Annotated in this window: 18 protein-coding genes; 12 read left to right on the top strand and 6 right to left on the bottom strand. The window is 35.5% G+C overall.

Annotated features, from left to right (window positions below; genetic code table 11):
* The first annotated feature begins 129 nt into the window (after positions 1-129).
* The 12 genes from P178_RS0118095 to P178_RS0118155 all read left to right on the top strand — a co-directional run bounded on the left by P178_RS0118095 (position 130) and on the right by P178_RS0118155 (position 12,470).
* A complete protein-coding gene (locus P178_RS0118095; protein WP_027067561.1) occupies positions 130-1,461 on the top strand; it encodes a cytochrome ubiquinol oxidase subunit I in 1,332 nt (443 codons plus the stop codon).
* Between the two features lie 3 nt (positions 1,462-1,464).
* Positions 1,465-2,538 (top strand): cytochrome d ubiquinol oxidase subunit II, encoded by a 1,074-nt coding sequence (gene cydB, locus P178_RS0118100; protein ID WP_027067562.1) that lies wholly within the window; start codon positions 1,465-1,467, stop codon positions 2,536-2,538.
* Positions 2,539-2,553: 15 nt separating this feature from the next.
* Complete coding sequence (locus P178_RS22335) at positions 2,554-2,853, top strand: hypothetical protein (protein ID WP_036147126.1); 300 nt, start codon at positions 2,554-2,556, stop codon at positions 2,851-2,853.
* Positions 2,854-3,194: 341 nt separating this feature from the next.
* Complete coding sequence (locus tag P178_RS0118115) at positions 3,195-4,649, top strand: NAD(P)/FAD-dependent oxidoreductase (RefSeq protein ID WP_027067563.1); 1,455 nt, start codon at positions 3,195-3,197, stop codon at positions 4,647-4,649.
* A 52-nt stretch (positions 4,650-4,701) separates the two neighbouring features.
* On the top strand, positions 4,702-4,842 hold the full coding sequence (locus P178_RS23480; protein ID WP_170861966.1) for a hypothetical protein: 141 nt from the start codon (positions 4,702-4,704) through the stop codon (positions 4,840-4,842).
* Positions 4,842-5,036, top strand: coding sequence for a DUF6132 family protein (locus P178_RS0118125; RefSeq protein ID WP_027067564.1), 195 nt, complete (start codon positions 4,842-4,844; stop codon positions 5,034-5,036). Before P178_RS23480 ends, P178_RS0118125 begins: the two co-directional genes overlap by 1 nt.
* Before the next feature lie 167 nt (positions 5,037-5,203).
* Positions 5,204-6,508 (top strand): TolC family protein, encoded by a 1,305-nt coding sequence (locus P178_RS0118130; protein ID WP_027067565.1) that lies wholly within the window; start codon positions 5,204-5,206, stop codon positions 6,506-6,508.
* A 32-nt stretch (positions 6,509-6,540) separates the two neighbouring features.
* Positions 6,541-7,623, top strand: a complete 1,083-nt coding sequence (locus P178_RS0118135) for an efflux RND transporter periplasmic adaptor subunit (protein ID WP_027067566.1) — start codon at positions 6,541-6,543, stop codon at positions 7,621-7,623.
* A 124-nt stretch (positions 7,624-7,747) separates the two neighbouring features.
* Positions 7,748-10,969: an efflux RND transporter permease subunit gene (locus tag P178_RS0118140; RefSeq protein WP_027067567.1), complete on the top strand. Its 3,222-nt coding sequence runs from the start codon at positions 7,748-7,750 to the stop codon at positions 10,967-10,969.
* A 60-nt stretch (positions 10,970-11,029) separates the two neighbouring features.
* On the top strand, positions 11,030-11,215 hold the full coding sequence (locus P178_RS0118145; RefSeq protein WP_027067568.1) for a DUF2892 domain-containing protein: 186 nt from the start codon (positions 11,030-11,032) through the stop codon (positions 11,213-11,215).
* Between the two features lie 279 nt (positions 11,216-11,494).
* Positions 11,495-12,055: a YeeE/YedE family protein gene (locus P178_RS0118150; protein WP_027067569.1), complete on the top strand. Its 561-nt coding sequence runs from the start codon at positions 11,495-11,497 to the stop codon at positions 12,053-12,055.
* Between the two features lies 1 nt (position 12,056).
* Positions 12,057-12,470: a DUF6691 family protein gene (locus tag P178_RS0118155; RefSeq protein WP_027067570.1), complete on the top strand. Its 414-nt coding sequence runs from the start codon at positions 12,057-12,059 to the stop codon at positions 12,468-12,470.
* Positions 12,471-12,484: 14 nt separating this feature from the next.
* Here P178_RS0118155 and P178_RS0118160 read toward each other — a convergent pair whose 3' ends face one another.
* The 6 genes from P178_RS0118160 to P178_RS0118185 all read right to left on the bottom strand — a co-directional run bounded on the left by P178_RS0118160 (position 12,485) and on the right by P178_RS0118185 (position 20,410).
* Positions 12,485-14,236 carry a hypothetical protein gene (locus tag P178_RS0118160; protein ID WP_027067571.1) on the bottom strand — a complete coding sequence of 584 codons (1,752 nt, stop codon included), beginning with the start codon at positions 14,234-14,236 and terminating at the stop codon, positions 12,485-12,487.
* Positions 14,229-16,448 carry a hypothetical protein gene (locus tag P178_RS0118165; RefSeq protein ID WP_027067572.1) on the bottom strand — a complete coding sequence of 740 codons (2,220 nt, stop codon included), beginning with the start codon at positions 16,446-16,448 and terminating at the stop codon, positions 14,229-14,231. Before P178_RS0118165 ends, P178_RS0118160 begins: the two co-directional genes overlap by 8 nt.
* Entirely contained in the window at positions 16,448-17,776 is a 1,329-nt protein-coding gene (locus tag P178_RS0118170; RefSeq protein ID WP_027067573.1) for a BatA domain-containing protein, read from the bottom strand. The genes P178_RS0118165 and P178_RS0118170 overlap by 1 nt, the downstream gene beginning before the upstream one ends.
* Before the next feature lies 1 nt (position 17,777).
* Entirely contained in the window at positions 17,778-18,677 is a 900-nt protein-coding gene (locus tag P178_RS0118175) for a DUF58 domain-containing protein (RefSeq protein WP_027067574.1), read from the bottom strand.
* Between the two features lie 86 nt (positions 18,678-18,763).
* Positions 18,764-19,777, bottom strand: coding sequence for an AAA family ATPase (locus P178_RS0118180; protein WP_027067575.1), 1,014 nt, complete (start codon positions 19,775-19,777; stop codon positions 18,764-18,766).
* A 12-nt stretch (positions 19,778-19,789) separates the two neighbouring features.
* Positions 19,790-20,410, bottom strand: coding sequence for a DUF4159 domain-containing protein (locus tag P178_RS0118185; RefSeq protein ID WP_027067576.1), 621 nt, complete (start codon positions 20,408-20,410; stop codon positions 19,790-19,792).
* Between the last annotated feature and the right edge of the window lie 92 nt (positions 20,411-20,502).

The following is a 20,502-nucleotide window of genomic DNA, read 5'->3' on the forward strand; positions in this document are numbered from 1 at the left end:
TCACAAAGTTATCTTGTTAAAATGGTGATTTAATATAGATTTTTTTCAATTATGTAACAATGGTTACCTTTAAAAACCACCTGTTGTCTACTTTTGTAATCATACTAAATATTGTAAATAATATAGCATATGGAGGACATGATTTTTTACGATAGACTGCAATTTGCATTTACTATTACTTTCCACTATATATTTCCTCAAATGACCATGGGCCTGTCATTAATAATCGTCTATTTTAAATGGAAATACCTCAGAAATAAAATTGAAAAATATAATGATGCCGCTAAATTTTTTATGAAAATTTTTGCCATCAATTTTACCATGGGCGTTGTCACAGGTATTCCTATGGAATTTCAATTTGGCACCAACTGGGCAAAATTCTCTGAACTAACAGGAGGTATAATTGGACAGACCCTAGCAATGGAAGGTCTCTTTTCTTTCTTCTTAGAATCTTCTTTCTTAGCGCTGTTTATTTTTGGTGAAAAGTTAATGGGACAGAAACTACACCTCTTAACAGGTTTTCTGGTATTCTTAGGTTCTTGGGCAAGTGGCTGGTTTATTTTGGCTACCAATGCATGGATGCAACATCCCGTAGGATATGAAATATTGGACAATGGTAAGTTTGTTCTCGAAAATTTCTCCGCTCTATTTGGTAACCCTTGGCTTCTACCCGCCTTTTTACATAATCAATTGGCTTCTGTGGTCACCTCTTCCTTTGTGGTAGCCAGCATTGGAGCTTTTTACATACTAAGAAACAAACAAATTGAACACGGAAAATTGTTCTTAAAAACTGGAGTCATATTTGGTTTGGTATCTAGCATCTTGGTGGCTTTTCCTACTGGCGATTGGAATGCGAAAAATGTCGCAAAATACCAGCCGGCAGCTTTCGCAGCTATGGAAGGTATTTTTGAAACTGAACATGCCGGGGCAGAAATTGTTCTCATAGGGCAGCCCAATATGGTAGAGAAAAAATTAGATAATAAAATTGCTGTACCCAATGTATTAAGCTTCTTAACCTACCAAGAATGGGATAAGCAAATAGTGGGTATGGATAAATTTAAAGAAGAAGAATTACCAGATAACATTCCTGCTTTGTACTATTCTTATCATATAATGGTTGGTTTAGGCACCGTATTTATGGCTATAATGGCGCTGGCTGCTTTTTTACTATGGCGTAAAAAACTATACACATCAAAAGCATTACTTTGGTCTATCATGTTTTTGGTTCCATTCCCATACATAGCTAATCTTACAGGTTGGTATACGGCAGAACTAGGTAGACAACCCTATTTGGTTTATGGCTTATTAAGAACAACTGAAGGGGTGTCTCCTACAGTTTCATCAGGTAACACCTTATTTACTTTACTTGGTTTTGTAGCCTTGTATATGCTATTAGGACTTTTGTTCTTAGTCTTAGTGGGTAAAACAATTAATCAAGGTCCTAAACATCAAACACATTAAATTATGGAAACATTTTGGTTCATAGCAATTGCTATAGTTTTAGCAGTATTTTTCATTTTAGATGGGTATGATTTTGGCACAGGAATCATTCATTTATTTTTTGCGAAAACGGAAAAAGATAAAGAAGTCATTGCAAAATCTGCGGGTTTGTTTTGGGATTCTAATGAGGTTTGGTTAGTTGCCGCTGGTGGTCTATTATTTATGGCTTTCCCTACTTTTTATGCTTCTGTATTTAGTGGCTTTTACTTACCATTAATAATTGTTTTATGGTTAATTATTTTTAGAGCTATAGGTTTGGAGTTTAGAGGTCAATTCCATTTTCAAATGTGGAAAGATATTTGGGATAAATCTTTTGGAGTTTCAAGTTTATTGTTAGCCTTATTTTTTGGGATTGCTTTAGGTAATGTTGTCAGAGGAGTAAATTTAGGCGGAGTTGAAGATGGAGTATCTGTATATGAAGGGCATTATTTTTTCTTGCCTTTATGGAACAGTAGTTTTAGCCCTTTATCAGATCATCCAGGAATCATAGATTGGTTCACGATTATTATCGGTTTAATTTCTGTAGTCACCTTGGCTATTCATGGTGCAAATTGGATAATTTTAAAAACCAATTCATCCATAAACGGTAATCTTAAAAACATCATCTTTAAACTTAATATTGCGCTTGCAGCGCTAACCATTTTTTCTTTAGTAGTATGGCAAGTAGTTAATCCTAATTCGTTAGATAATTTTATGGAAAAACCATATCTCATGATATTTCCTCTTATATATCTAACCGGGCTTATTGGCTTATTTTTCATTAAAAAGTTAAAGAAAGAAATCCATGGTTTTGCACTCTCAACTTTACTGATACTAGGCGGAATTACTTCATCATTAGCATCTATGTTCCCAGTAATTCTACCTTCAGTAAATTCAGTGAACGAGCCTTTAACCATATACAATACAGCAGCATCTAATTATGGCTTATCTGTAGCTTTAACTTGGGGTTTTATTGGGTTCATTCTATTAATTATCTATTTCATTGTTCAAAAAAGATTAATGGGAGGAAAAATAGATCATATGGATTATGGTCATTAGATTAAAGAAAAGACTATGACTGGCACTTTAATTTCATTAATCAGTATACTTATAGGAATTGTTGCCGCAAATGCTACAGGCTTTCTAATTCAGAAATACTCGTTTGGTGTTATTGGCAATACAATTGTTGGGGTTTTTGGAAGTATATTATTCATAAAGACTTTTGGTAGATTGGGTTTTAATCCATGGTCAATAATGAACGATGGTGATTTTGATGGGTTTCGTCTAATAATCAATTTAGTAGTATCGGCTTTAGGCGGAGCACTAGGTCTTGTTTTAGCTAAAATGATGTATAATAAGTTCAATAAATCATAAACGAAAAACCCTAGTTATCTTTCTTCTTATTCATTTTATATATCAGCCAAATGAAGCCTACTACAAAATGAAGAACAATAACACCAGCTATGATATAAATTAACGTATTTGAACTTCCTCTCATTTCTAACCTATTTTAATCAGATTTTTCAAAATTAAGGATCCTATTAAAATAGAAATATGATAATAGTCAATAGCCTATACCAAAGTAACATTAACAATCTGTAATTGTTTTTAATATTCGATTATTACGAAATGAATTAAATCTGTTTATGTAACAAAGGTTACTGTATAGCTTTAAGATTAAAGAGACCTTAGTATAAACTTAAAAGATTATAATAATGTCAAAAATAGTCATCTTAGGTGCAGGAATCTCTGGTCATGTTGCAGCAGCTCATCTACGTCGAAAATTATCGAAAGAACATGAAGTATTAGTCGTTTCGCCAAACAGCAATTACCAATGGATACCCTCAAACATTTGGGTTGGTATCGGTAGAATGAAGTCTGAACAAATTCTATTTCCCTTAGCTCCAATATACAGGAAAAAAAATATCGGTTATAAACAAGCGAAAGTAACTACGTTTCACCCAGAAGGTGATGCCGAGGTTACACGGCCTTTTGTAAAAATTGAATATGTAAACGATGAGAAAAAAGGACAAACCGAAAAAGTAACCTATGATTATTTGATAAACGCTACTGGTCCCAAATTAGCTTTTGACATGACTGAAGGTTTAAATCCGGGAACTAATAAAGCATATTCTGTTTGTACATATACCCACGCCGAACATGCCTGGCATGCTTTGAACGACTTGATTCAGGAAATGAAACAAGGTAAAAAAGTAAAAATACTTATTGGCACTGGTCACGCAAAATCTACATGCCAAGGCGCAGCTTTCGAATATATTTTAAATGTTGAACAAGAACTGAGACGACATAACGTACGTGACAAAGCTGAAGTTATATGGATTGCCAATGAGCATCAATTAGGTGATTTTGGTATGGATGGCATGCTACTCAGTTACGGCAACAATATCATGAAATCTAGCGAAATGGTAGAGATGGTTTTTGAAGACCGTGGTATAAAATGGATTATTGGTGCAGGGGTCAATAAAATAGAAGACGGTATAGCTCATTATGAAACCCTAGATGGTGAATACCATACTGAAACTTATGATTTTGCTATGCTAATACCTGCTTTCTCAGGGCATGGATTTAAAGCGTTTGATAAAAATAACGAAGATATTACAGAAAAACTCTTTAAAGGATTTATGTTGGTAGATGCTGATTATACGCCTAAACCATATGAAGAATGGAGTGTACAAGATTGGCCTGAAACGTATCAGAATCCATCTTATAAAAATATTTTTGCACCTGGTATTGCTTTTGCTCCACCTCATGCAATTTCAAAACCTAGGGTAAGCAAAAATGGTACAACTATATCCCCAGCCCCACCCAGAACAGGAATGCCTTCTGGTATTACCGCAAAATTAGTGGCAGATAATATTATTGATATTATTAACGGAAAAAAAGAATTACACCACAAAGGTTCGTTAGGTAATATGGGTGCTGCGTGTATTGCATCGGCAGGATATGGAATGACAAAAGGTAGTGGCATTAGTATTACCACCTACCCTATTGTACCTGATTATCACAAATATCCCGAAACACAAGGTAGACAATTAGGCAAAACTTTTGGTGAAATTGGGTTGGCCGGGCATTGGTTAAAACTAGCCTTACACTATGCCTTTATCTATAAAGCAAAAATGAAACCTTTTTGGTGGCTAATTCCTGAATAGCTTAAGGAAGGGTACTCTAAATTTTAAATTAATTAAACTTAAGACCAAAAAAATGACACAGAGAATATCAAAATCGAAACGCTTTTATATGATGAACCCAATAATTCAATTTTTTAAGTTCATTTGGTTAAGCATAAAAATAATGTTAGTAGTGGCTGGTGGTCATGGCGGTACTAGAAAAGCAAATAATTAATGATTAAAAAAGGGATTTTTCTAACCACAATTGGTGTGGTGATCGGTGCTATTACAGGGTATTTGTATTACGCAGAAATTGGTTGCCTTAGTGGTACTTGTGCCATTACTTCCAAACCAATAAACAGTACACTATATGGCGGTTTAATGGGCGGACTATTAGTCAATATTTTTATTAAATCTCCTAAAACATAAACTTAATATACATTTCATTTTCAGTTGGTTGTAAAAGGCACTCTTTATAAAAGAGTGCCTTTTCTTTTTAAACAGCTATTTTTTCAAGAAAGAAATTTCCTTCGGTAACATTAGTTACTGTACAGGCTGTTTTAGCACCCTAATTTTGTATTAAATAAATGAATACGATGAAGTATAAAATAGGATTGATATTGTTATTCGTCTTTTATTCTGGACTTGCACAGCAAACTAAGTCTATTACAAAAGATGAAGTTCTAACTAAAGTTAAGGAACGCAATAACACGTTAAAAATGGCACGGCAAGATGTGTTATCCGCTAAGGGTGATTTTAATCAGACCAATGCTATATTATTGCCCAATATTAGTGTATCGCATACTGGTATTGCTACCACTAACCCGCTAATGGCTTTTGGATCCAAACTGAATCAGGAAATTTTAACTGCGGCAGATTTTAACCCAGATTTGTTAAACGACCCTAGTCAAATAGAAGATTTTGCGACCAGGGTTGAAGTACAACAGCCGCTTATAAACTTCGACGGAATCTATCAACGTAAAGCAGCAAAAGCTAAGTTAACAGCCACTGAACTACAGTCTGGACGAACAGAAGATTATTTAGCGCTTGAGGTTGAAAAAGCGTATATGCAATTACAACTCGCCTATAAAACGGTGAAGGTTTTAGAAAAAGCCCAAGAAACAGCTTTAGAAAATAAGCGTATAGCTGACAATAGCTACAAACAAGGCTACCTACAAAAATCTGATGTTCTTTCTGTAGAAGTGCGAGTTACAGAAATAGAGAATCAACTGCAATACGCAAAAAGTAATATTCTAAATGCCAGCAACTACCTATCTGTTTTAATGAATGCTGATGAAAATGAAATTTTAAAACCTTCAGATTCACTAGCTATCACTAATGATGCGACTGCAACGGTTGTAAACTTATCTGAAAACAGAAAAGATATTTTAGCCATGAATTCTGCTACCGAAGCATATAGACAAATGCACAAGGCAGACCAAATGGCTTTCTTACCTAGATTAAATGCCTTTGGCACTTATGAGTTACATGACGATGAAATTTTTCAAGGTCAAGCCCAAGGATATTTATTTGGCGCAGAATTAAAATGGAATCTTTTTGAAGGAAGTAAGCGTTTTGGAAAATCTCAAAAGAGTAAGGCTGAATATGACAAATCTAAACTACAATTAGAACAGTATAAATCTGAAAGCCAATTAGAGCTTAACAAAGCAAAAAGAGGTTATGAAGATGCTAAAAACAAATTAAAGCTTACAAAACTGGCACTAGAACAATCTGAAGAATCATTACGTATACGCACCAATAGGTTCAAGCAAGGTTTAGAAAAAACTACAGATTTACTAATGTCCGAAACACAATACTCTCAAAAGCAATTAGAATATTACGCAACAATTTTTCAACATAATTACGCCTTGGCGTATGTACAATTTCTAACGAAAGAATAGCATAAATCCATTACTTAATACCAAGCATAAAGATGAAAAATAAAAAATATATAATCACGGCAATTTTAGGAGCAACAATCCTAATCTCTAGTTGTGGAAGCGAAGATAAAAAAGCTGTAGTTGATAACTCGCCAGCAATAGCCGTTCAAGTAAAAACTGTTTCTGAGGACAATAGTAGTCCGTTTTTAACCGTAAGTGGAAAAATTGAAGCTGCTAAAAGTGCAAATATCAGTACCCGTATGATGGGGTATGTAGATAAGATATATGTAAATGTTGGTGATAAAGTGAATAAAGGTCAATTATTAATGAGTGTTAATAATGCTGATGTATCGGCTCAATTAGCACAGGTAAATGCAGGAATCACTGAGGCTGAAGCTGCTTTTACTAATGCCGAAAAGGACTTTAATAGATTTTCAACTTTATTTAAAGAAAACAGTGCTTCACAGAAAGAACTAGATGATATCACAGCCAATTATAACATGGCTAAGGCACGTTTAGAGTCTGCTAAACAAATGAGAAACGGTGTAAATGCACAAATGGGTTATGCGAATATTCGTGCTCCTTTTAATGGTGTGGTCACCAATAAATTCATTAGTGCAGGTGATATGGCAAACCCAGGTATGCCTTTGCTAGAAGTAGAATCTCCTGGTAAATATCAAGTTTTGGCAATGGTTCCGGAATCTGAAATTCTTGCTGTTAAAAATGACACTGAGGTTACCGTACAGGTAAAAGCTTTAAATGAGAATGTAAAAGGTAAGGTAACAGAAGTGAGTACTTCTTCTAAAAATACAGGAGGTCAATATTTGGTCAAGGTTATATTAGATAAAACCGATGCTCAGATTTTATCTGGTATGTACGCAACCGTACAATTTCCCGTAGCACGAAAAACAACAAGTTCTGCCGTAATGATACCTGTACAAGCCATTGTTAAAAAAGGTCAATTATCTGGAATTTATACCGTGAGTCAAAGCAACACTGCCTTATTACGTTGGTTGCGATTGGGAAGAACTTTTGGTGATCAAGTAGAAGTATTATCAGGACTATCTGCAGATGAACAATATATAGTTTCTGCAGAAGGAAAATTATTTAACGGAGCAAAAATCTCCAATCAATAAACGAGTCTGGGTTAGGGATTGAAGCGGTTACCCCACAGGCACTTTTTGTGCCGAGGAGTATGAGCGGAAAGCCCGACCACCTGCCAACCGGCAGGTGGTAACACACAAATAAAATATAGAAATAATGAAGGAAGGTTTAGCTGGTAAAATTGCCAAATTATTTATAGGCAGCAAGTTAACGGTACTACTAATGATTGTATTTATGGTCATTGGGGTGTACAGTTCGTTTTTGATTCCGAGGGAAGAAGAACCACAAATTGACGTGCCAATGGCAGACATATTTGTAGGCTACCCTGGTGCGAGTCCTGCTGAAGTAGAATCTCGTGTAATTAAACCTTTAGAGAAATTAATCTCGAATATCAAAGGTGTAGAATATGTGTATTCAACTTCAATGAAAGAACAGGGTATGGTCATTGTTCAGTTTTACGTGGGCGAAGACATAGAGCGTTCTTTCGTAAAATTATACAATGAAATTAATAAGCATATGGATATTATGCCGCAGGGCGTAACATTCCCCTTGGTAAAAACGCGTGCTATTGATGACGTACCTATGCTGGGACTTACCTTATGGAGCGAAAACTATGACGGGTACCAGTTGAGCCAAATGGCACAAGAACTGGAAAGCGAGATTAAAAAAGTTAACGATGTAGCTACTACCCATAAAATTGGTAATCAAGATCGTCAATTACGTGTGGTTTTAGATAAGGATAAACTAGCCGCCAGTGGCTTAGATTTCTTATCTGTTTCTGAAATGATTAAGGCTAACAATGCTCAATTGAGCTCTGGTAGTTTTGATAAGAATGATACCGAGTTTTTGGTAAATACCGGTAATTTTTTGGCTTCGGTTACCGATGTTGAAAACCTTGTGGTTGGTGTACAACAGAACCAACCAATTTATTTAAAACAAATTGCGAGCATTATAGACGGACCAGAGATTCCTCAAAGTTATGTGTCGTTAGGTTTTGGTCAAGCAAGCGATAAGGTATCAGATTACAAATCTGAATACCCAGCGGTTACCATTTCGGTAGCAAAAAGAAAAGGTGCAGATGCAATGAAAATTGCAGATATCGTTATTGATAAAGTTGACCATTTACGTACGACACTTATACCAGATGATGTTCACGTAGAAATCACTAGAAACTATGGAGAAACGGCATCTCATAAAGTGTCCGAACTTTTATTACACTTAATAGGGTCTATAATTGCGGTAACATTAGTGGTTATGTTAGCAATGGGCTGGCGTGGTGGTTTGGTCGTATTTTTATCCGTACCCATTACATTTGCTTTGACGTTGTTGAGTTATTATATGCTTGACTACACCTTAAACAGAATTACATTATTTGCCTTAGTTTTCGTAACAGGTATTGTGGTAGATGACTCTATTATTATTGCCGAGAATATGCACCGGCATTTTAAAATGAAACGACTACCGTTTAAGCAGGCAGCACTTTATGCTATAAACGAAGTTGGTAACCCTACTATTTTAGCAACCTTTACTGTTATCGCCTCTGTTTTACCAATGGCATTCGTATCTGGCTTAATGGGTCCTTATATGGCTCCAATGCCTATAGGTGCATCAATAGCAATGATTTTATCTCTTTTCGTGGCTTTGACCATAACGCCTTATTTAGGGTATATTTTCTTGAGAGAAAAAGATAAAAAAGGTGAAGTTGAAAAGAAAGAAAAGCCTTTAGAGGAAACCTTTATTTACAGAATTTATAATAAATATGAACGCCCTCTTATTGAAAACAAAAGCAAACGTTGGTTGTTTTTAGGACTGACTTTTTTAATGCTAATGGGATCAATGGTATTGTTTTTTACCAAATCTGTAGCTGTAAAAATGTTGCCTTTTGATAACAAAAACGAGTTTCAAGTAGTCATAGATATGCCAGAAGGTACTACGTTAGAACGTACAGGTGTGGTTGCTCAAGAAATTGCTCAATATTTATCTACTAGACCAGAGGTTGTTAATTACCAAAACTATGTAGGTACCTCTGCCCCTATTACCTTTAACGGTTTGGTTCGTCATTATGATTTACGTGGTGGTAGTAATATGGCAGATATTCAAGTAAACCTTATTGATAAAGGTGAACGTTCTGCTCAAAGTCATGATATTGCAAGTTTACTACGTCCAGATATACAGAAAATAGCTGCTAAATACAATGCCAATGTTAAGTTGGTTGAAGTTCCGCCAGGACCTCCTGTGCTTTCTACAATTGTAGCTGAAGTTTATGGGCCTGATTATGAGGAACAGATTAAAATTGCGAGTAGTGTTAAAAATATCTTGAAAAATACTGATGATGTTGTTGATATCGATTGGCTAGTAGAAGCTGACCAAACTGAATATAAATTCGAAATCAACAAAGAGAAAGCAATGCTTTATGGTGTGGCACCACAGCAAATTGCCTATACCATGAACATGGCATTATCCAATAGAGCCATAACTAATTTATACGATGAAAATGCTAACAACCAAGTAGGTTTACTATTGGCTTTAGATGAAAAGGAGAAATCAACAATTTCAGATATTTCACAGTTAAAGATTACTTCTAAACAGGGTAATATGGTACCTATTGCAGATTTAGTTGATATTAAAGAAACCATAAGTGCTAAGAGTATTTACCGCAAAAATCAAAAACGCGTGGTATATGTAATGGCAGATATGGCAGGAGAATTAGAGAGCCCCGCATATGCTATTTTGGGTATGGATGAAAAGCTTAAAGAAATAGCATTGCCTAAAGGATATCAAATTACCGAAATGTACTTAGGCCAACCTGAGTTTGAAGATGACTATACCGTTAAATGGGATGGTGAATGGCAAATTACTCTTGAGGTATTCCGTGATTTAGGAATTGCCTTTATGGGAGCCATCATCTTAATTTATATTTTAATTGTAGGATGGTTCCAAAACTTTAAAGCACCTATTGTAATGATGGTAGCCATACCATTATCATTAATTGGAATTATTTTAGGTCACTGGATTATGGGCGCATTTTTTACCGCTACTTCCTTTATTGGAATGATAGCCCTTGCAGGTATTATGGTACGAAATTCGGTACTACTTATAGATTTCATTAATCTACGTTTAGCCGAAGGTGTGCCCTTAAAACAAGCTGCTATTGAAGCTGGTGCGGTACGTACCACTCCAATTTTGCTTACTGCAGGTACCGTAGTTATTGGAGCTTTCGTAATCTTATTTGATCCTATTTTTCAAGGTCTTGCGATTTCATTGATGGGAGGTACTATTGTATCTACAGTTCTTACATTATTGGTGGTACCATTGGTGTATTATATGATAGAAAAAAAGAATTATCCTGAAATGGATAGTACAGAAAATAACAAATAAAAAATTCAGGAATCAACAGCACTTTAGTGGTGTTGTTGATTCTTCTAAAAATAGAATAACATTTTAAACACATATTTTAGAGTTATAGTAGGTACAATGGTTTTATTGAGTGTTGTATTAGCTGTCTATGTAAATATCAACTGGCTATGGTTCACCGTTTTTATAGGTGTAAATATTATACAGTCGGCTTTTACGAAATGGTGCTTATTAGAGACTATTCTTAAAAAATTCGGAATTAAAAATTAGTGGAATATTTAATTCATGTGCTTTTAAACATGATTGATACTGTGTTAAACTTGTAAAGCTGGTCTTATCATTAAAAAAATAAAAAAGCAGCTCATCATTTACTCATAACATACCGAATTTCAGAATTTTACACTACCTAAAGTTCCTATCGCAATTAGGTCTCTAATTCAGAAAATAGTAATTCATTTAAGTTAATGTCATTCTTATGTAACCAAGGTTACATAAGAATGATTTTCTTTGCGCTTTCTTTAGCGGTTTTGAACTTGAATTAAATAGATAATGAATTTACTATATGACCCATGGCCATGGTATGTGGCCGGACCTTTAATTGCCCTAACGATGTTTATTCTACTTTATGTAGGAAAACAATTTGGAATGTCTTCTAACCTTAGAACCATGTGTTCTATTGGTGGTGCTGGCAAATACTCAGATTTCTTTAAGTTTGATTGGCGAGCTCAACGGTGGAATTTGGTTGTTGTAGTTGGTGCTGTAATTGGCGGCTTTATCGCTTCCCAATTCATGTCTGATAATACAGTGAAAATTAATCCTGAAGTTGCTCAACAACTTTCTACCGATTACGGAATAGAAAGTGCCGGAGAAGCTTATTTACCAACTGAACTTTTTGCTTCTGAACATCTTACAGACCCATTTGTATTGGCAATTTTAATTATTGGCGGATTCATGGTGGGCTTTGGTGCTCGTTATGCCGGTGGTTGCACCAGTGGTCATGCCATATCTGGACTCAGTAATTTGCAGTTGCCTTCTTTAATTGCCGTTATCGGTTTCTTTATTGGAGGTCTAGTTATGATTCACCTTTTATTCCCCCTAATATTCAGTTAATATGAAATATATAAGTTATTTAACTATAGGAATCTTTTTCGGTATCATCATGTACAAATCTGAAGCAGCATCGTGGTTTCGCATTTATGAAATGTTTCAATTTGGATCTTTCCACATGTATGGTATCATAGGCTCTGCACTTGTTATCGGTGTTATTGGTGTGCAAATCATCAAAAAATATAAGATTAAGGCGATTGGTGGTAATGAGATGAATTTACATCCAAAGACCAAAAGTGTTGCCCGTTATTTAATTGGCGGTATCATTTTCGGATTAGGTTGGGCGTTGGCAGGTGCTTGCCCCGGACCTATGTATGTGCTTGTTGGTGCAGGCTACTCCTCTATTCTTGTTGTTATTGGTGGAGCACTTTTAGGCACTTTCGTTTACGGATTAGTAAAAAATAAATTACCCCACTAAATTAATAAAGTGGTTTAGCCTTCGGCGGCTAGTTTTGGTGAAAGCCATAACCACCCTACCCCTAGCAGAAAGAGGATATAAAACAATAATTGAGAAACAGGACGGTCCACAAAAACCGTCCTGTTTTTTTGAGTTTCGTTTGCGAATTGCTTTTTATTAGCTGCTATAATCATGGTACTAGTTAAAGCTTTCCAATCATTCTTTTCAAAAACATAATATGAAAAGTCTGTACTATCATTTTCAACTTGTAATGTATGCCACCCTATTTTCTTCGGATAAACAGTTCCTGAATAGTGACTCGGCAGTAATGCCTTTTGAACCAGCGCAACCGAAATACTATCTTCATTTATAACACCCAACTCCTCTAAGTTTGTTCGAACTTCAAAATGAAATGGCTCATCTTTTCTTGGAATTTTAGTGTTAGACTCCCATGAAACTGCCTGCCCTTTCTTCTTTGCAATCTTATTTAAAACGGTGGTCCATATACCATGGTATACTTCACTTTTTCCATTCAACAAAAGCTGATAACTATTTAATAGTGATGTTGTTGCAATTTTTCCATTACCCATTTGTCGATACGCAGCAAGGTTTGATACTCCGCCTAAGTGAATGGGCTCTACTAATAATTGTTCATCAAACTGATACGGGTACTTTTCTGTTTCTGCAGCAGAAGTAGGTAATTTCACAGTGTTAATCCTATCACGTTTAAATTTGAAATAGGCATCGCTGCTTCGGGTATTAAAAAGGAAATCACTTGGCTGAATAAATAGTCCTAAACCATGCTCTGCTATACTCTTTTCAAATCTAGATTTGACTGATTTCCCTAAACTCATATACGTTTCGGAATCTGTAATAACGATGTCAAAATTTTGCAATACCACATCAGTAAATTGATAAACCGGTTGTGTTGGCGTATTAAAATATTCAAACTTATATTTCCCTTTTGTCAATTGACTTCTAACAATGACTTCATGTCCAGATTCCGCCAAAAAATTCTTTAGATATTTTGTCTCAAACGTAGGAAATGTATTTAAGATCAGAACACGTAATGGTTCTTTATTTAGCACTTCTATAGGAATCGGATTCGTTTCTAAGACAACGCCTGCACTATCTTTAATCGCTAATTGATAAACATATGCTCCTGCTACTTTTGGGCGAGTAGTTAGGTTAAAATCTACATTCTTATCTTCAGTAAATTGAATAGAATCTAACCCGTTACTTCTTGAATCTTGTAGTACTAAAAATGACTTTTCTATAGGAGTTGAATAACTACCAGAAACCTTTAATTCACCTCCCAATACAAGTTGTTCTGTAAAGTTCAATCGCGTAACTCCTATTGGTTCAGCATTTGGAATATAGGTTGTGGAAATACTATCGAACAAATAAAAATCATATGGTTCTACGCCATCACCTAGTACAATAACATTGGTAAGGGAATCGAGCTCACTACGAATCGATTTTACTGGATTGTAATCTAAAACCTTTATACCTTTATAATGATTTAAAAGACTGTCTTTTACTACGGCATTAAAATTATCGGTCAGCACTAATGCCTGACTATCATTAATTTCAACTTCTTTTGTAGGCTCTAGAATTAATATACCCAATGCCAAGATTGTTATCAAAGCCACAATAGAATTTACAACAAACCGACCCCTTTGTTTTGTTTGCCATTCTTTCCAAACATAAATATTAAAAACTACTAATCCGCCAAGTAAGATGGGGATTATAAGCTCTTTTTGTAAAAATGAGAAACCATCAATCATAAACCTCTAGTTGTTTAAGAAACAATGAATTGATTTCGTCTATATACTCTTTTTTAGCTCCAGGTATTTGCGGTGTTTTTGGTAATGCTGATAACAATCCCTTTTGAACGAATTTATAATTATTCATTGTTCGCCCCGTATTATTCTCAATACGTTTTAAGCCTTGTAAGACTTGTAAATATTTACTTGGGTTAACTAATGCCAGTTGCCCCAATTCATTGCCTGCAGCAGTAAAAAGTGCATTATCAGCCTCATTAAAAGTGCTTTCTTGCTGTATTAACTGTTCTAAACGAGCAACAGCATTCTCTAATGCTTCAAAAGGATTTTCCACCTCTTTGGTTTCGTTCTTTCGATAATTCTCAACATCCTTTATTTTACCAGTAAGTCTGCTTTCTTCTTTAATTGGCGGTGGGTCAAAACCAATTCTATGTACATAAATACGGGCACTATTCTTTATTTCTTGAATAAGGGTCAGTGCATCATATTGAAATGGAAGTGATTTTTCTGGTTCATTTAAACTTAAATGCAATTCGGCATCCCACATGATATTCAAAGCTTTTCGCAATTTTGTCTTCAACGATTCTTCAAATAAGGTGGACTCTTCTGGGTCATCATGATTATGAAGGTAGTCGTGCAAAGGGTCTTCTGCCTCTTCTGCTTTTTCAGCCGCTACCAAATTATGCTCATTATCACCATCATGATCGTGCGAATATTCTTTTAAGATATTTTCTTGATCTTCAGCATGATCATGGTCCTCACCTTCTTCATCGCTTTCGATCTCAGCCGGAGCTTCTTCCATTTCAGATTCATCTCCCATAAACTGACCATACTTTAATCGTAGTGCTTTTTGGTCAAACCCCAGTTCATTACTTCTAGACTTAAATTCTTTGCTTGTAATGCTGGGCTTATCTTTCATTAACTTCTCGGTATCGATAATCAGCTGGCGTTGACTTCTAAAATAATCGGGCATTTGATCTACGCCCAAAGTCCCTTCTACTCCAAATTGCTCACTCACGGTATCTTTTATAACTGCGAAATACGTTTCGCTGCGTGACACATTTCGTTTGGGTTGTTTTTCATCAAAGGCTTCAATATAAAAATAGAGCTCGTCACCCAATTCCATCTTTAAGGCATTTAAATCTAGTGTTTTCTTAGCCTTCACCGATTTCAAACCTTTCGAAATAGCTTCCTTGAAATTCAATTTCTCTTCCCTGAACTTCACCGATTCTCCCGATCCTTTACTCACGGTGGCTATGATATAGGCTTCATCAATTCCGTGATCATCCGTAATTGCACTTTGTAGTTCGACAATCTTAGTGTCTGAAAAATCAAAATAGGTGTATTGTTCTAATCCTAAAATCTCAATTTCTGGGGGATTATCGGGTATTGCTTCCAACGAGAATAAATCTGACGTAAATTCAATGCCTTCTTCATTCTTAAATTTAAAATTGTAGAAGCCCGATTCTGATACAACTTGCTGTATACGATACCCCTTTTCGCCTTTTTGCAACTGAATTAGTTCCCCCATTCGGTCTAGGTAGACTTCTTGAACAGGATTATCAAATTCCAACAACCACTGAACCGTAGCGCCAGCAATTGCCTTAATATTTGGGTTGCTTACCACAATGGTTCCTTTTCGTGTATAAGATGGATATGTAACACTAATATCTTGACTGAAAATTTTTGGAATGACGGACTTGTCACTAATACTATCCATTGCTATAAACTGAATTTGTGTTTCGTTAGTAGAATTCCCTAAAACACTTTCTGCGCCTTTAAACAAGTCTAATCTCTGAACCACAACACCAAGTAATACCAACCCTAGCGTAACCAATAATGCCTGTTTTAATTTGTTAGGCGGATTAATAGTACCTAGCCTTTTCGTAAGCTCTTCAGATACTTTATAGCGTTGTAACTTGGCAAGATTCGATAATGAATCTACTGGTTGTAGCAACAAACCTGTACTAAAAGACGCCTCATCAACATTTGCATCTATATAATTGCCCGTGGTATCTAAACTATTTTTCCAAGGCTTCTTTATCAAAAGCAAAACGACCACTGCAACTACAAAGCTTAAAATACCACCCCAAAGATTTTTAGATACTAAATAGAAAAGAACCGCAATGCCTATAGCATACAAAACAGCTTCTGCGAATGACAAGATTTGCCAACGCCTGTGAAATTTCATCAAGTGTAGTTTGCCTGATTCCATTACTGTGTTCGTTTATAAGCTACAAAGCGTTCTACAATTAATAATACCAAAAGAACAACCCATAAATACGGATTCAGATTCCAGCTGGCTTGGTGGGTTTTAGATGCTTTATTTTCTATGAAATTAGTTTTTAAGTCTACTTCGGTAACTGTACGAATATTGGCTTTGGTTTGTAGATCTGTTACCGCTTTATTGACATCTAAAATACTAAGTAGATTCTCTGTTAATCTCCCAGATACCGCATTTTCTGTGGTTATTCTTTCTGTTATATAAAATGTATTTTCATCTTCCCCTTTTATTATCAGCGCATTAGAAATGGTGTCGTTCTTAAATACAAGTTTTTTTCGAGCTGAAACTAAAGCAGGTTTAGTACTCAACCAAATCGTTAGATCACTTTCTTTATTCTTCAATACTTCGTTATCTAAGGAACTTTCGACTTTTATTTCTCTATTCAAATACGTTGATGAAGCCGCCAATGCTGCTGCTATATAGGTTTTATCGGCACTTAGACTATCTGTATAAACCAAAGAAACTTCTAGAGCTGGTTGTTGAATTAAAGGGATTTTTGTTGAATTTGAGTTTGAACTTGAACTTGAACTTGAACTTGAACTTGAACTTGAAACCTGTAAACTATCGCCATTAGATGTCAATTGGTATACATCACCTAATTCAATAATCTTTGTTGCTATTTTTGAAGCTACCGGACTGTTATTGGCTGTAAATAATGTTATATTTTTCTCTGTCTGATATGCTAATAAAGGCTTCTCAAAAGTTTGTGCCGAATCCAAAACGATCCAGTTGATGTGATGGTTGGTTTCAGGTCTGGCTCCTTTTAGTCCTTTTGCATATCCGTTGGTAAAAACAATAATACTATCTGTTTGTAAAGCATCCATTTCTGATGCTAGCGACCAGTAATCTGCACTTCTAAAATCTTCTGAATTAGTATATTCAATATTGTTTATGGGTAACCCTGATTGTAAAAGTCTTATTTCTTGATCTGCCTGCAAATCAGTAAAACGAGCCATGAAATTTTCATTCTTTGCTAATTCAGGTTCAATAACATAGGTCAGTTTGCTGTTGTTCACCTTTGACTGCCATTGCGGTTTTGCCATGACCAAAGTGATGAGGGAAATAATCGCCATACGCAATAGCAACAACCACCATTCGTTTAATTGAATGCTGCTAGATTGTCTTGATTTAGATTCTGATAACAATTGAACGCTACCAATCTTTATAGTTTTCGCTTCTTTCTTACTCCATAAATGGATAGCTATTGGAACCAAAAGTCCCAATAAAGCCCATAAATACGAAGGTTGTGCGAATGACATATTAACCGAGTCTTTTACGTTGTTTTAAAAATAATTGTAATGCTTCACCCAAATGTGCATCCATACGAAAGACATAATGATCAATTCCGTTCGAAAGCAATTCGTCTTTGACCTTTTTCAATCTGCTTTCAAGAGCAGCCAAATATTCTGTTTTAGCTTTTTCGGTATCTACTTTTACTCGTGCTCCAGTTTCCAAATCTTCAAAAGTGATATTCGAACCGTAATTGAAATCCATTTCTGCAGAGCCCATAATTTGAAGTACGACCACTTCATTTCTAGCAGATTTTAATCCTTTGATAAACTTTGAAATCTCCTCACCCGTTTCATACATATCCGTCAAGAAAAATATCAATTCTTTTCCCCCTCTATTCGGTATGCGTTTATTTGAAATATGTGTTTCTGGCCATTTACCAGTATTTGAAAGGTTGATGAGTTCTAGCAATAAGCGATTGTAATGCTTTTTATCTGCCTTAGGGTAAATACTGACTACATCATTTTCATTGAGTGCGAAAAGACCAACAGAATCTCCCTGCTTTTGTGCCATGTAAGCTAATGTAGCTATTAGTACACGGGTAAAATCCATTTTAGACAAGGTATCTTCTTTATGTAACATCGATGCGCTGGCATCTACGATGAATTTTATGGTTACCTGACTTTCAATTTCAGATTGCTTGATATAATATCTACCGGAACGCGCCAACATTTTCCAATCTAGCAACCGAAGATCATCTCCTGGTTCATAGCCACGGTATTGGCTAAACTCCATTCCCGGACCAACACTGGCACTTCTATTTAAACCAGAAGTAAACCCCTCCACCACAATTCTGGATATCAATGATAGTCCCGAAACGGTATTGATGATTTCTGGTTTTAATAAATCGTGATAGTCTTGTTTTGCCATTTACCCAATAATCGAGATTTGATTGATTTTATGTTTTCGCCGAAATCAAAATTAGATTTATAATTCAGTACCCTTCGGGCTTGCCCTTAGGTTGTTTGTTTACCTTTTACTTCTATAGTATTTAATAAATGACTAGCAACTTTATCTGAAGTAATACCTTCTGCCTCTGCTCTAAAATTGACCAACACTCTATGGCGAAGTACTGGCAATGCCACACTTTTGATATCATTTAAGGTTACCGCTAACCTACCTTCTAATAGAGCGTTAGCCTTTGCCGTTAAGATCATAGCTTGACCTGCACGCGGACCTGCTCCCCAATCTACCCAGTCTTTCACATAAGAATCTGTTGTGGTTTCTGGTCGAGTAGCGCGAATGATATCACTTACAAAAGTGATGAGTGCATCGCTTATTGAAATTTCACGAACAAGCTGTTGTAAACGCACTATATCTTCTCCAGAAATTACTTTATTCAGTTTCTTTTTAAAGGTTCCTGTAGTAGCTTTTAAGATTGCTTCTTCATCCTGCTTGGTTGGATATCCTATTTTAATGTACAGTAAAAAACGATCTTGTTGTGCTTCTGGTAATACAAAGGTTCCTGATTGTTCTATAGGGTTTTGAGTTGCTAGAATAAAAAATGGCTTGTCTAAGGGATACGTTTTATCGCCATAGGTAACCTCAAATTCTTGCATTGCCTCCAATAATGCTGCCTGTGTTTTTGGAGGTGTTCTGTTAATTTCATCCGCTAGAATAATATTAGAAAATATAGGGCCTTTGTTGAACTTAAAGAACTTTTTACCTGTAGTATGGTCTTCTTCTAATATCTCGGTTCCAATAATATCCGAGGGCATTAAATCTGGCGTAAACTGTATTCTTTTAAATTTTAAATCAATGGCATTTGCCAAAGTTCTGATCATTAAGGTTTTTGCCAAGCCAGGTACACCTTCTAACAAAGCATGACCACCAGCCAAAAATGTAATTAGTAATTGAGAGACTGTCTCTTCTTGACCTATAATTACTTTTCCTATTTCTTGTTTTAAGGCTTTCAACTTACCGGAAAGCATTTCTACCTCATCTGCAATACGTTGTAATTCTTTATCCATTCAAAAATGTATTTATGAGGTAAGGGCGTACAACACTATATTGACCCCAAACCGTGTATTGTCTATTTTATACCAACGCTTGTTTCTAAAATCATAATCCCACTCGCAACCATAATCCTTATTACTATATAAGACTCCTATTCTACCGTTAACTTCTATTGCCTTTAAATAATCATGGACCAAATCATCGCCCCAGCCGTTCAGCTCTTGTGATGTGGTGGGCGGACCGTCTTCAAAATCGAAGAAAATAGAATAGATTTCGTGATCGTTGGGTATCTTTTTTAATTCGGACGGACCAAATATTTCCTCCATCTGCCTTTCAAAAGACTTTGCAAAAAGACCATCAATATCATGATTGCAATCATCGGCAAATACGAAACCGCCATTGCGGATATATTTTTCGAAATTCTCTTTTTCCTTCTTGGTAAACTCCACCAATTTATGTCCGGAGATATAACAAAACGGACTCTTAAAAATATCATCGCTTGCCAAGGTGATTATCTTTTCTTGAGTATTTACTTTTAAAGTAGTATACTCAACCAAAGAATTCAACAAGTTGGAAGGCATACGCTGATCTACATCCCAATCGCCGGATTCATATTGTAACCTAGTAAAGAAAAATTCGTTGTTCAAAAGTGTATCGCTTATTTTATAATGAAGCTGCAAAAAGAAAACTGGTTGTCGTGAAGTTTCACAAACAACCAGTTTTAATTATAATTCTATCA

Origin of the sequence: Maribacter sp. Hel_I_7, from assembly GCF_000688315.1 — a bacterium.
GTDB classification, from domain to species: Bacteria; Bacteroidota; Bacteroidia; order Flavobacteriales; family Flavobacteriaceae; genus Maribacter; species Maribacter stanieri.